At 68.4% G+C, this 12346-nt stretch carries 14 protein-coding genes and 1 pseudogene; all 15 read left to right on the top strand.

Features of this window, described 5'->3' with window-relative positions; translation table 11 throughout:
- Positions 1 to 183: 183 nt before the first annotated feature.
- The 15 genes and pseudogenes from ABIC30_RS29810 (at position 184) to ABIC30_RS31890 (ending at position 12271) form a co-directional block, all read left to right on the top strand.
- Complete coding sequence (locus ABIC30_RS29810) at positions 184 to 1413, top strand: flagellar hook protein FlgE (protein ID WP_354456614.1); 1230 nt, start codon at positions 184 to 186, stop codon at positions 1411 to 1413.
- A gap of 20 nt (positions 1414 to 1433) precedes the next feature.
- A complete protein-coding gene (flgK, locus tag ABIC30_RS29805; protein WP_354456613.1) occupies positions 1434 to 2897 on the top strand; it encodes a flagellar hook-associated protein FlgK in 1464 nt (487 codons plus the stop codon).
- 5 nt (positions 2898 to 2902) lie between these two features.
- Complete coding sequence (locus ABIC30_RS29800; protein WP_354456612.1) at positions 2903 to 3955, top strand: flagellar hook-associated family protein; 1053 nt, start codon at positions 2903 to 2905, stop codon at positions 3953 to 3955.
- Positions 3956 to 4147: 192 nt separating this feature from the next.
- Entirely contained in the window at positions 4148 to 4495 is a 348-nt protein-coding gene (gene flaF, locus ABIC30_RS29795; RefSeq protein ID WP_354456611.1) for a flagellar biosynthesis regulator FlaF, read from the top strand.
- Positions 4492 to 4914 (top strand): flagellar biosynthesis repressor FlbT, encoded by a 423-nt coding sequence (gene flbT, locus ABIC30_RS29790; protein ID WP_354456610.1) that lies wholly within the window; start codon positions 4492 to 4494, stop codon positions 4912 to 4914. Before flaF ends, flbT begins: the two co-directional genes overlap by 4 nt.
- A gap of 54 nt (positions 4915 to 4968) precedes the next feature.
- Positions 4969 to 5373, top strand: coding sequence for a flagellar hook assembly protein FlgD (flgD, locus tag ABIC30_RS29785; protein ID WP_354456609.1), 405 nt, complete (start codon positions 4969 to 4971; stop codon positions 5371 to 5373).
- An 82-nt stretch (positions 5374 to 5455) separates the two neighbouring features.
- Positions 5456 to 5722, top strand: coding sequence for a flagellar biosynthesis protein FliQ (gene fliQ, locus ABIC30_RS29780; RefSeq protein ID WP_354456608.1), 267 nt, complete (start codon positions 5456 to 5458; stop codon positions 5720 to 5722).
- Positions 5723 to 5820: 98 nt separating this feature from the next.
- Entirely contained in the window at positions 5821 to 7908 is a 2088-nt protein-coding gene (gene flhA, locus ABIC30_RS29775; RefSeq protein ID WP_354456607.1) for a flagellar biosynthesis protein FlhA, read from the top strand.
- On the top strand, positions 7905 to 8660 hold the full coding sequence (fliR, locus tag ABIC30_RS29770; RefSeq protein ID WP_354456606.1) for a flagellar biosynthesis protein FliR: 756 nt from the start codon (positions 7905 to 7907) through the stop codon (positions 8658 to 8660). Before flhA ends, fliR begins: the two co-directional genes overlap by 4 nt.
- Position 8661: 1 nt before the next feature.
- Complete coding sequence (locus tag ABIC30_RS29765; protein ID WP_354456605.1) at positions 8662 to 9195, top strand: hypothetical protein; 534 nt, start codon at positions 8662 to 8664, stop codon at positions 9193 to 9195.
- Complete coding sequence (locus tag ABIC30_RS29760) at positions 9192 to 9665, top strand: rod-binding protein (protein ID WP_354456604.1); 474 nt, start codon at positions 9192 to 9194, stop codon at positions 9663 to 9665. Before ABIC30_RS29765 ends, ABIC30_RS29760 begins: the two co-directional genes overlap by 4 nt.
- Positions 9666 to 9706: 41 nt before the next feature.
- Entirely contained in the window at positions 9707 to 10042 is a 336-nt protein-coding gene (locus tag ABIC30_RS29755; protein WP_354456603.1) for a flagellar protein FlgN, read from the top strand.
- A 6-nt stretch (positions 10043 to 10048) separates the two neighbouring features.
- Complete coding sequence (locus ABIC30_RS29750; protein WP_354456602.1) at positions 10049 to 10498, top strand: hypothetical protein; 450 nt, start codon at positions 10049 to 10051, stop codon at positions 10496 to 10498.
- A 60-nt stretch (positions 10499 to 10558) separates the two neighbouring features.
- Positions 10559 to 11498: pseudogene (locus tag ABIC30_RS29745) on the top strand (IS701 family transposase); the annotation flags it as partial.
- Positions 11499 to 11821: 323 nt separating this feature from the next.
- Positions 11822 to 12271: a hypothetical protein gene (locus tag ABIC30_RS31890; protein WP_502915879.1), complete on the top strand. Its 450-nt coding sequence runs from the start codon at positions 11822 to 11824 to the stop codon at positions 12269 to 12271.
- The last annotated feature ends 75 nt before the right edge of the window (positions 12272 to 12346 follow it).

The following is a 12346-nucleotide window of genomic DNA, read 5'->3' as shown; positions in this document are numbered from 1 at the left end:
GCTCATGCGCGCCGCGCCGGCCCAAGCACGCGTCGGTGCGACGGTCGGCGAGCCGTGGGACCGTCCAGGTAATCCGGATCGGGCCATGAATGGGTCTCGGAGAGACGTCGGCGAAAGCCTCGCGCAAGCTAAACCTGCTCCTGTCACGCCATGAACTGCGCATAGACTGAGGAATGAAAGATCATGAGTCTGTACGGTGTGCTTCGCAGCGGCGTGTCCGGCATGAATGCCCAGTCGAACCGACTCGGCGTCGTGGCGGATAACATCCAGAACCAGAATACGACGGGCTACAAGCGGAGCACGACCGAGTTCTCGTCCCTCCTGCTTGAATCCGGCAGCGGCAGCTACAATTCCGGCGCCGTCGAGACCACCGTCCGGCACAGTATCAGCAGCCAGGGCCCGGTGTCCTACACCACCTCCGACACGGACCTCGCGATTCAGGGGAACGGCTTCTTCGTGGTGACGGACACGGGCGGTACGCCGACCCTCACGCGAGCCGGCAACTTCGTCGTCGATGGATCGACCAAGGACCTCGTCAACGCGGCCGGCTTCCGGCTGATGGGCTACAGCCTGGCCAACGGCGACCCGGCGATGTCGCTGAATAGTACGGAGGGCCTGGTTCCCGTGAACGTCGCGAAGCTCGCGATGAAGGCCACCCCCTCGACGACGGGAACCCTGAGCGGCAACCTGCCGGACAGCGCCGCCGTCGTTCCGGCCGGGCAGCAGCCGCCGGGCGGCTCGACTTACTCGAAGATGCGCTCGCTGACGACCTACGACAACGTCGGCAACGCCGTGACGCTGAACCTCTACCTCACGAAGACCGGCGCGAACGAATGGCAGGTCGCCGCCTACGATGCCAGCAAGCCCGCGAACTTCCCCGGAACGCCCCTTGCCGCACCGACGATGCTGACGTTCGACGCCCTCGGCAAGCTGACTACGCCAGCCACGCTGAACCTCACGATCCCCAACGGGCAGCCCTTTACCCTCGACATGGCAGGGATGACGCAGCTCGCGGGCGACTACACCCTCGCGGGCGGGGCCAATGGCAACAAGCCGAGCGCCGTTAAGGGCGCCGACGTCGGGGCCGACGGCACGGTGTACGCGCTCTACGACGACGGCACGCGGCTGGCCGCCTTCCGCGTCCCGCTGGCCACCGTGGCAAGCCCGGACAATCTCACGCCCCACGCCGGGAACGTGTTCGACACCACGATCGAGTCGGGCACCATCCAGCTCGGCTTCGCGAAGGAGGGGGGACGCGGATCCATCCAGTCGGGTGCCCTGGAGCAGTCGAACGTCGACATCGGCACCGAGCTGACGACCATGGTCGAGGCGCAGACCGCGTACACGGCCAACTCAAAGGTCTTCCAGACGGGCTCCGAGATGCTCGACGTCCTGATGAACCTGAAGCGCTGACGCGCCCGAGGAGCCTCGCGATGGGCCTCACCCTTTCCCTGAACGCGGCGCGGTCGTCGCTGATCGCGAACGCGAGCCAGATGGCCATCGTCTCGCGCAACACGACGAGCCTCGACGACCCGTCCTATTCCCGCAAGATCGCTTCACTGGTGACGGGGAACGGGCAGCTCCGGGTCGTCGTGTCCCGGGCGAGCGATGCGGCTCTCTACGAGCGCATGATCGGCAGCACGTCGGAACTCGCGGGGCGCCAAGCGCTCCTCAAAGGGCTGACGCGGCTCGCCGACACCGTCGGCGACACGGCGGGGACCGACTCCGTCGCGGCCAAGGTCGGGATCCTGACCAAGGCGCTCGGCACCTACGCGGAGCGGCCTGACGACGCCAACCTCGCGAAGGCCGCCATCGCCGCGGCGAAGGACCTCGCCGCCGGCCTGAACGAGGCGAGCCGGCTCGTCCAGAGCACGCGCCTGGAGGCGGACCAAGAGGTCGCCGCCTCGGTTGGAACGATCAACGATCTACTCGGGCAGTTCGACGCGGCCAACAGGGCCGTGGTGGCAGGCACCGCAGCAGGGGGGGACATCAGCGACGCCCTGGACCAGCGCGACAAGATCGTGGCGGAACTCTCGCAGCAGATCGGCGTCAGCGCGGTGACGCGCGCCGGCAACGACGTCGCGCTCTACGCCGACAACGGGGTCACCCTCTTCGACCGAAGCGCGCGCTCCGTGGTATTTGAGCCCACGAACGCCTTCACCGCCGGCACGGTCGGGGGCGTGGTCAAGATCGACGGTGTCGCGGTGACCGGCGAGAACTCGCCGATGCCCCTCGCGACAGGCCGCATAGTCGGGCTGATGCAGGTGCGCGACGAGGCCGCGGTCACCTATCAGGAGCAGTTCGACACGATCGCCCAGGGCTTGATCGAAGCCTTCGCCGAGACGGATAATGGCACGCCCGGCACGGGCCCGGCGCTCGCCGGCCTGTTTACCCATTCGGGCGGCCCGGCCTTGCCGACGACGGCCGACCTCCCGGGCTTGGCGAGCCGCATCGGCGTCAACGCGGCCGCCGATCCTTCGGTTGGCGGGGACCCGTTCCGCCTCCGGGACGGCGGGATGAACGCGGGCGCGGGCTACGCCTACAATGCCGACGGCGCAGCCTCCTTCGCGGATCGGCTGCAGGCGTTGCAGGCCGCCCTCGCGACGCCGCGATCCTACCCGGCCGACTCGGGGCTGCCCGTCTCGGGAACGCTGCAAGCCGCCGCCTCGGCCTCGGCGAGCTGGCTCGAGGCCACCCGCAAGGCGGCCTCGAGCCAAGTCGATAGCGAGGCGGCCTTCCTCCAAAGCGCCTCGACGGCCCTCTCGAACGCGACGGGGGTCAACCGGGACGACGAGACCGCGACGATGTTGCAGCTCGAGAAGTCCTACGCCGCGTCGGCGAAGCTGCTCGCCACGGTGAACGCCATGCTTCAGACCCTCCTCGACTCGGTGAGGTAGATGCCATGAAGACGAGCTTCATCTCGACCCTGACCCTGTGGAACGCGCCGCGCTCGGGCGTCGCGCGGATGCAGACGGACCTCGCCTCGGCGTTGACGGAGCTCAACAGCAGCCGTTTCGCCGATGTCGGCCTCGAACTCGGCTACAGGACGGGCACGAGCCTCGACCTCCACCGCCAGCTCGCTGAGCTCGACGCACAGAAGGAGCGCAACGGTCTCGCGAGCCTCAGGCTGAGCGGCACGCAGACCATCCTCGACCAGGTGCGCGAGGACGGCGAGGGATTCCTCGCCCTCGTCGCGCCGGGAAAGCTGTCCGACGACAGCGCCGCCGCGATCACGCAGGAGGCCTCCTCTCGCCTCGCGGCACTCACCGCGCAGCTGAACGGGGCCGCCGGGGGCCAGTACCTCTTCGCGGGCATCGACACGGGGAAGAAGCCCGTCACGATCTACGAGGGGACCCCGGCCTCCGCCGCCAAGACCGCGATGGCCACGGCCTTCCAGGCGGCCTTCGGCACCAGCCAGGGCACGCAGCCCGGCGCGGCGGCCATCACGCCCGCGCAGATGACCGCCTTCCTCGACGGCCCCTTCACCGCGCTGTTCACGGACGCGACTTGGTCGGCGAACTGGTCGTCGGCCTCGAACCGCAACATCACGAGCCGGATCAGCGGCAGCGAGACCGTGGAGACCTCGGTCAATGCGAACGCTGGGGCGCTGCGCCAGCTCGCCATGGCCTACACGCTGGGCTCCGACATCGGGCTGTCCAGCCTGTCCAAGCCCACGCAGGACGCAGTCTATACGAAGATCCGGGATCTGATGGGAACCGCCGCGGCTGGCGTGACCAGCTTCCAGGCGGATCTTGGGCGAGCCCAAACTAAGACGACCGAGGCGACGACTCGGATCGACATCCAGAAGGTCGTGCTGACGAAGAGCCTCGAGGACCTCGAGGGCACGGATCCGGCCGAGGTGAAGACGCGGATCGACACGCTCAAGACGCAGATCGAGATGTCCTACTCGGTCACGTCCCAGATTCGGGGACTGAGCCTGATCAACTTCATCTAGGACGCTCCGCCGTCCCGCCTCCCGCGCGAGGACCCGTCCCGCACGATCCGACGCGACGGCGGAGCTGGAGCGGTCTCCAGTCCAGAGCGACCGAAGGCGCCTGCGGCGCCCTTCCGCCACACATTTCCCGGTTGAGGACGCCGCCCGCGAGCGCCCACACATCGTCCCGAGGATGAAGGGTATCGACCTGCCATGTATAGAGGATTGTACGAGGAGATGGCGGCCGATTCGGCCGAGGTCTGCCGGCAGCGCGAGCATGCCGCCTTCGACCGGGCCATCGACCTGATGGCGAGCGCAGGTGCCGCCGATGCGACAGCAGCGGACCGGACCGAAGCGATCAGCTTCGTCCAGCGGCTCTGGAAGCTGCTCATTGACGACCTCGTACAGCCCGAGAACGCGCTCCCCGAGGCGATGCGGGCCGACCTGATCTCGATCGGGCTCTGGATCATCCGCCAGTCCGACCGGATCCTGCGCGGGGATGCGCATGGCTTCGACACGCTGATCTCGGTGAACGCCACAATCCGGGACGGTCTGCGATGAGCCGCTCCATTAGCCTGAGCCTGCGCGCCCGCGAACGGATCTTCGTTAATGGCGCGGTCCTCAAGGTGGACCGCAAGGTCTCCCTCGAACTCCTCAACGACGCGACCTTCCTCCTGGAGGCCCACGTCCTCCAGGAGGAGCAGGCGACCTCTCCCGTGCGCCGGCTCTACTTCATCGCTCAGGCCATCCTGATCGACCCCGCGAACGCCGGGGACGCGCGCGCGGCCTACGACCTCTTCGAACTCCCTCTGGTGCGTGCTCGTCCCGCCCAGGCGATCCTGTCCGGGCTGGAGGCGGCGCGCGACTTTCTGAACGCCGGCAAGACCTTCGACGCGCTGCGGATCCTGCGCGGCCTGTTCGCCGTCGAGGCTGCGGCTCTCTCGGAGCCCTCGAACGAGGACGCCGTGCGCGTCGCCTGACGGCGCGCCCGGCGATCCCGACCCGCTTAGTCCCGATCCCAGCGAGGTAGTATCATGAACGTCTCCGGCACCACCGCCCTCACGACCACCGCCGCCCAGGCCGCGACCAAGACGGCGTCGCAGAAGACGACGCTCGACTACGACAACTTCCTGAAGCTACTCGTCGCCCAGATGAAGAACCAGGATCCGACCGAGCCCATGAAGACTGCCGAGTACATGGGCCAGCTCGCCTCCTTCTCGCAGGTCGAGCAGAGCGTGAACATGAACACGAAGCTCGATGCCCTGCTGACCTCCTCGGCGCTCTCGCAGGCGGACGGGGTTATCGGGCGGAACGTGACATCCGCCGACGGCACCGTCTCGGGCAAGGTCGCCTCCGTCGCGATCACGAGCGAGGGTGCGACGGCGACCCTCGCCGACGGCAACAAGCTCGCGCTCGGTGCGGGCATCACGGTCGCCTGAGGGAGGGCGGGGTGAATACCCGACACGCGCTGCCGGCGCCCGGCTGGCGGCATCCGGCCCGTCGCGCCGGCGCCGGTGCGCCATGAACGAGGTCGACGCACTCGAGATCGTGCGGGCGGCAATCTGGACCGTCATCGTCGCGTCGGGGCCGGCCGTGGCGGCGGCGATGATCGTGGGGATCCTGATCGCCCTCGTCCAGGCCCTGACCCAGATCCAGGAAGTTACCCTCACCTTCGTCCCGAAGATCGTCGTCATCCTCCTCGTGATGATAGTGACCGGCTCCTTCGTAGGCAGCCAGATCTTCGCCTTCACCGAGCGGGTCTACGGCCGGATCGCGTCCGGGTTCTGAGGCGCCGCCCATCCCCGGGGATGGGCGCGCTACCGCAATCCCTGCGCAAGCTCGGTGCCGCAGAACCGCGAGGCGACGCAGGGAACGAGTAGAGCAACATGGCAGCCGCGGCAGCCCCCCTACCGGAACGCAAGACCCAACGGGACGTCGGCTTCGCCCTCGGGATCGTCGCGATCCTCGGGATCCTGTTCCTGCCGATCCCCGCCCTGATCATCGACGTCGGGCTGGCGCTCTCGATCGCCCTGTCGGTGCTGATCCTGATGGTGGCGCTCTGGATCGAGAAGCCGCTCGAGTTCTCGTCCTTCCCGACCGTCCTCCTGATCGCGACGCTCCTGCGCCTCGCGCTGGGCATCGCCACCACCCGGCTCATCCTCGCCAACGGCGACGCTGGGGTCGATGCGGCTGGCCACGTCATCCAGGGCTTCTCGCAGTTCGTGATGAGCGGTGACTTCGTGATTGGGCTCGTAGTCTTCGCCATCCTGATCACGGTGAACTTCCTGGTGATCACCAAGGGTGCGACCCGCATCGCCGAGGTCGGGGCGCGCTTCACCCTCGACGCCATCCCGGGCAAGCAGATGGCGATCGACGCGGACCTGTCCGCCGGCCTGATCGACGACAAGGAGGCGCAGCGGCGGCGGCGGGAACTCGAGGAGGAGAGTGCCTTCTTCGGCTCGATGGACGGTGCCTCGAAGTTCGTACGCGGCGAGGCCATCGCGAGCCTTATCACCATCGCCGTCAACATCTTCGGCGGCATCATCATCGGCGTGACGCGCCACGGCATGCCGCTGTCGCAGGCAGCGGACGTATTCACCAAGCTCTCCGTCGGCGACGGCCTCGTCTCGCAGATCCCGGCCCTGATCGTGTCTCTGGCGGCCGGCCTCCTCGTCTCGAAGGGCGGAACGCGCGGGACGGCAGAGCAGGCCGTCCTCGGCCAGCTCGGCGCCTACCCTCGCGCCCTGTTCGTCGCCGCCGGCCTGATGCTGATGTTCGCGGTGATGCCGGGCCTGCCGTTCGTGCCGTTCACCGCCCTGAGCGTCCTGATGGGCGTGGTCGCCTACCTGATCCCCCGCCGGATCGCGGCGCGGCAGGCCGCCGCGGCGTCCGTCGCCCAGGCCGAGGAGCAGAAGCGCCTCGTCGAGGCCCGCGATCGCGACGCCGTCAAGGACTCGCTCAAGACCGCCGAGGTCGAATTGCGCCTCGGCAAGCACCTCGCCACGCAGATGCTGAGCGCGCATGGCGAGCTCGGGCACCGGGTGGCGAAGATGCGCCGCAAGTTCGCGCGCGAGTACGGTTTCGTCGTCCCCGACATCAAGCTTGTGGAATCGCCTGCCACGCCGCCCAAGTGCTACCAGATCTGCATCCACGGCACCGTCGTGGCCTCGCAGGCCCTGCGTCCCGGCGAGACGATGATCGTGGTAGGCGACGGGCCATTGCCGGGCATGCCCGGCGAGGAGGTGCGCGAGCCCGCCTTCGGGATGCGGGCGGTGTGGGTTCCGGAGGCCTACGCCGTCGAGGCGCGGCGCGAGGGCTTCAGCCCCATCGACGGGCACTCCGCGATGCTCACCCACCTCAGCGAGGTCATCCGCAACAACCTCGCCCAACTCCTGTCCTACAAGGACATGCGGATGCTGCTCGATCGGCTCGACCCCGAGTACAAGCGCTTGCTCGACGACATCTGCCCGTCGCACATCTCGTATTCGAGCCTTCAGGCGGTGCTGAAGCTTCTGCTCACGGAACGGGTGTCTATCCGCAACCTGAGCCTCATCCTCGAGGCGATCGCCGAGGTCGCGCCCCAGGCGCGCCGGTCCGAGCAGATCGCGGAGCACGTGCGCATGCGCATCGCGCAGCAGATCTGCGGGGACTTGGCCGAGAACGGGGTGCTCAGCGTCCTGCGGCTCGGCAACCGCTGGGACTACTCGCTGCACCAGGCCCTCAAGCGCGACGCGAAGGGCGATGTGATCGAACTCGACATCGATCCGCGCCTTGTCGAGCAGTTCGGCACGGAGGCGGCGGAGGCCCTCCAGGACCGGATGAAGCTCACGCACGGCTTCGTCGTCGTCGCCGCGCCCGAAGTCCGCAGCTATGTCCGGATGATCATCGAGCGCCTGTTCCCCGCGATCCCCGTGCTGTCCCACGTGGAGATCGCCCGGGGCGTCGAGATCAAGTCCCTCGGAACGATCTCGTGAGCGGCGTGACGCCCGAGACCTTCCTCGGTGTCTTCATGATCTTCTGCCGCATCGGCGGCGTCCTGATGACCGTGCCAGGCTTCTCCAGCCCGCGTGTCCCGGTCCAGGCCCGGCTCTTCATCGCGCTGGCGGTGACCTTCGCAATGGCGCCCCTGCTGCTGCCGAAGCTCGGCGGCGGCCTCGTGGACCAGACGCCGGCCACGACGCTGTGGTGGATCGGATGCGAGACCGTGACGGGGCTGACCATCGGTCTCTTCGGCCGGGCCGCCTACTTCGCCCTCGAGACCATGACGAACGTCCTGGCGACGTCGATCGGCTTCGGGGCGATCCCCGGCACCGCCGTCGCCGACAACGAGACAACCCCGGTGCTCGGCTCGCTGATCATGATGACCGCGACGGTCCTCGTCTTCGCCACCGGCCTGCACTGGGAGGTCTTCCGCGGGCTCGTCGCCTCCTACGATCGGATCCTTCCCGGCGAGCCGTTCGGGACGCGGCTGGCGCTCATGCAGCTGGTCGATCACGCCGCGACGGCGTTCACCATGGCGCTCCGGCTGACCAGCCCCTTCATCGTGTACGCCGTCGTCGTGAACCTCGCGCTCGGCCTCGCCAACAAGTTCGCGCCGCAGATCCCGGTCTTCTTCATCGCCACGCCCTTCGTCCTCGCCGGCGGGATCTTCATGGTCCTCTACCTGTCATCCGACTTCTTCGCGCAGTTCATCCGGAACTATGCGTACGTCCTGAGGATGGGCTGAGATGCAGGTGCGCCTGCGCAGGCTCGCGCGGATCCTCGACGCGCAGGGGCAGATGCACCGCCGCGAGGAGGCGGAACTCGCCCGCGTCGTCCGGGACGGCCGCGAGGTGGAGACCCGGCGCCACGACCTCGTACAGGCCCTCGGCGGGCTGTCGCCATTCCACGGCCTCTTCCCGGCCCCGATGGCGCATCGCCTGAACGCGCTCGCCATCGAGCAGGACCGGCTTCGGGCGGACGGCGAGGCCCGGGCCGGCTCCCTGATCGCCTCCGGGATCAAGCGCAAGCGGACGGAGCGCCTGATCGGACGGTTGCGAGTGGAGCACGGCGCGGCCCTGGAGAAGCAGGCGTGGCTGCAACACCTCGAAGCCTTCGCGGTGACGGCCGGTGGCGGGCCGGACGGGGCCGGACGTCGCGGGGACGTGCGGCGCGGCGCAAGCTCCCCGTCAGCCTCGGATGCTAGCCTCCGGCCCAACCATCCATCCACCGCTCCCGTCCGCCCCGCCTCCCACGGCCGGCAGGACAGCGAGGTGCCATGAGCGTGAGCCCCCTCTCCGACATCGTCCTCGACGTGGCCAAGGCGGCCATCCCCAAGCGATATCAAGCCGCCGTCGCCAAGCTGTCGACCGCGGCGTCCCCTCCGTTCAGCGAGGCGCTGGGCGTCGCGCAGGCCTCGCCGGCCGTGACGAGCACGCGATCCGCGGACGTCGAGACGATCCTGACGCGCCTGCGATCCGCGGGGCCGTCCCTCGCGACGCGCAAGCCGGGCGGGCCCGGTCAGGACTTCGAGGCCTTCGTCCTCCAGACCTTCATCGAATCGATGCTCCCGAAGGATGCCGCGGCGGTGTTCGGCAAGGGCAACGCCGGCGCGATCTGGAAATCGATGCTGGCCGAGCAGCTCGGGGCGCAGATCGCGCGGGCCGGCGGCATCGGGATCGCGCAGGCGGTGCAGGCCAACCGCCACCCGTCCGGCACGGGCGGCGGCGCCTCGCGTCCGGACGCCGCCTGACCGGCCTCCGCTCCCCATCGCCGACCTAAGGACATCGACCCATGCTGCTCTCGACCCTGCGCCGCCTCGAAGCCACCCTCGATACCGAGACCGCGGCCCTCCTCGCACACGACCTGAGCACCCTGGACGACTTTCACCAGCGCAAGAGCCACAGCCTCGTCGAGCTGGCCCGCCTCGGTCGCCGAGCGATCCACCCGGGCGACGACCCGGCGACCCTGGACTGCCTGCACCGGGTCCGCGCGAAGCTCGGGCGCAACCACGAGGTCGTTGGCATGCACCTGCGGGCCATGCAGGAGGTCGCCGACATCGTCGCGACCCTGACGCAGAGCGCCGAGTCGGACGGCACCTACTCCGCGTGCGTTCGCCATCGGGATTGATCAGGCATGACCCGGATCGTCGTCACTGGCCTGTGGATCTGCGTGATCACGGTGCTCTCGAGCTACGCCGCCGTCTCGTGGATGCCGAACATCCGCGCGTCCGGGTCGGAGGATTACCTCGAAGGCCTCGCCTACCAGAAGCTGCCACCGCTCCAGATCCCAGTCATCGCCGAGGGCGCCGTCCAGGGATACGTCCTGGCGACGATCGTCTTCACGGCCGACTCGCTCAGCATGAAGAGCATGCCAGTCGCGCCGGATTCCTTCGTGCGGGACGAGACTTTCCAGCAAATCTACAACGACAAGGGTCTCAATTTCAAGAACCTGAAGAAGTACGACATCACCGGACGCCTGGACCAGATCAGGCAGGCCGTGAACCGGCGGATCGGAGCCGAGATCGTACGGGACGTCATGATCGAGAACTTCAACTTCATCAGCAAGAACGACCTCAAGTCATAGCACTACCTGTGTACTTTGAGGGGCGGTGGGCGTTTTGATCCTGCGGTGGCACTGCGGGAGATGGACATGGGCGAGAGATCGTGGGGGCCGGACCTCGATCTATGGCTGGCCCCGTTTCTGGCTACGATGGGGCGCAAGACGCAGCGCACCTGGGCGCCGCTGTACCTGCGCGACCTGCTCGGTCCCGGTGATCGCGAGAGCCTGCAGCCGATGGCGGCCCGCCTCGGATTGCCGGGCCACGACCAACTGCAACACTTCATCGCCAGCCCGGCCTGGGACGACGGCCCGCTCTGGGCGGAACTCACCCGTACCGCGGACCGGCTGGTCGGCGGATCCGATGCCTGCCTGGTGATCGACGACACGGCCCTGCCGAAGAAGGGCACGCACTGGGTGGGCGTGGCGCGCCAGTACTGTGGGGCGCTCGGCAAGAAGGCCAATTGCCAGTCGCTCGTCTCGCTCACCGTGGCGTGGGGCGAGGTGCTCGTGCCGGTCGCCCTGCGCCTGTTCCTGCCGGAGGAGTGGCTCGCTGACCCGCAGCGGTGTGAGAAGGCGGGCGTACCCGAAGCGGTAGTCGTGCCATCTGCCAGGCGACGAGGTCTGGATGGTGGGCGAGTGGCGCGCCTCGGGCGAGCGCAAGTTCTACCTATCCAACCTGCCGCCCCGCACGATCTGGCGGGCCCTGGCCGGCGCGATCAAGGAGCGCTGGGTGTGCGAGCAGGCCCACCAGCAGCTCAAGGAAGAACTCGGCCTCGACCACTTCGAGGGCAGCTCCTGGACCGGCCTGCACCGGCAGGCGCTAATGACGTGCATCGCCTGCGGCTACCTGCAGCATCTGCGCCTTGCTCGGCCCGAACGAGCGGGTCGGGGGGAAAAAGGTGGCCGGCCTTCGAGGACCGCCGCCGTCTCCAAGCTTGCCGGCCGTGCGTCAGGCCATCATCGGCCGACTGTTCGTAGTGCTCGTCCCGCCCGTACGATGCCCGCACTGCCGGCGCCACTTCCGGATGCCCTTCCCCAGATGACAGCGCAGCTCTGGCGCGCATCCGGGGACGGACACATCACCGAAGCCGAGGCCGAGAGCCTCTCCGCCTGTTCGAGGCGCGCACGCTGAATGGTAAGGCAGCCCGTGTTGGGCAGCCGTCGAGCCCGGCAGAGCCGCAACCGGCCGAGGCTGCCGATATCCCTCAGGCCCTCCCAGGAAGCACTAGGCGGTCGGTAGGCTCACGCCCGCGCACGGATGCCTCGATAGAGCGCCGCCGCCACTGGGCAGCCTCTGGGCGGCTGCCGCCGGGGCTGGCGGCCCGGTTCACCCTGGCCGAGCAGGCGGTGCTGGCGCTGGTGGCGGCCGAGACCGCCCGCCGGGGCGATTGCCGCCTCGCCGTCGGCCACCTAGCAGCGATCGTCGGCGTGGCCGAGACCACCGTGCGCAACGCCGTCCGCGAGGCAGGGAAGCTCGGGCTGGTCACCGTCGAGGAGCGGCGCATCATCGGCTTCCGCAACGACACCAACATCGTCCGCATTGTCGCGCCCGAATGGACGGCCTGGCTGCGCCTCACCCGCAAGACCCATCCTGCTCACCTGCCCCGGCAGGCAGCTGTGGCCGCAGAGGGAGGGTGCAAATCCGCGAAGCGCACGCATACCCAAGTTCTAAACCCGTTAGATTCGAGGATAACCCAACCTTCAAAAAGCTGCCGAAGGGCAGCGGGCGACCTCGATCGTGCGACACCTTCGAGAATCCAGCAGGGTGGTGGGAAGGCTAGGAGCTTGTCCGAGTAACGGGGTTTGAAGCCTGGTAGAGGGGGCGAGACGGAAGCCAATGAGGGTAGACCAGCGGCTTCAGCGGCCTGCCTG

The organism is Methylobacterium sp. 1030, from assembly GCF_040544715.1.
GTDB lineage: Bacteria > Pseudomonadota > Alphaproteobacteria > Rhizobiales > Beijerinckiaceae > Methylobacterium.
This window is presented reverse-complemented; position numbering and strand designations above follow the sequence as displayed.

Bases quoted from the DNA above. Each gene is read 5' to 3' on its own strand.
- ABIC30_RS29755 (WP_354456603.1), top strand. From the start codon at position 9,707: ATGCTGCTCTCGACCCTGCGCCGCCTCGAAGCCACCCTCGATACCGAG.
- ABIC30_RS29765 (WP_354456605.1), top strand. From the start codon at position 8,662: ATGCAGGTGCGCCTGCGCAGGCTCGCGCGGATCCTCGACGCGCAGGGG.
- flgD (WP_354456609.1), top strand. From the start codon at position 4,969: ATGAACGTCTCCGGCACCACCGCCCTCACGACCACCGCCGCCCAGGCC.
- flbT (WP_354456610.1), top strand. From the start codon at position 4,492: ATGAGCCGCTCCATTAGCCTGAGCCTGCGCGCCCGCGAACGGATCTTC.
- fliQ (WP_354456608.1), top strand. From the start codon at position 5,456: ATGAACGAGGTCGACGCACTCGAGATCGTGCGGGCGGCAATCTGGACC.
- flhA (WP_354456607.1), top strand. From the start codon at position 5,821: ATGGCAGCCGCGGCAGCCCCCCTACCGGAACGCAAGACCCAACGGGAC.
- flgK (WP_354456613.1), top strand. From the start codon at position 1,434: ATGGGCCTCACCCTTTCCCTGAACGCGGCGCGGTCGTCGCTGATCGCG.
- flaF (WP_354456611.1), top strand. From the start codon at position 4,148: ATGTATAGAGGATTGTACGAGGAGATGGCGGCCGATTCGGCCGAGGTC.
- ABIC30_RS29800 (WP_354456612.1), top strand. From the start codon at position 2,903: ATGAAGACGAGCTTCATCTCGACCCTGACCCTGTGGAACGCGCCGCGC.
- ABIC30_RS29810 (WP_354456614.1), top strand. From the start codon at position 184: ATGAGTCTGTACGGTGTGCTTCGCAGCGGCGTGTCCGGCATGAATGCC.
- ABIC30_RS29750 (WP_354456602.1), top strand. From the start codon at position 10,049: ATGACCCGGATCGTCGTCACTGGCCTGTGGATCTGCGTGATCACGGTG.
- ABIC30_RS29760 (WP_354456604.1), top strand. From the start codon at position 9,192: ATGAGCGTGAGCCCCCTCTCCGACATCGTCCTCGACGTGGCCAAGGCG.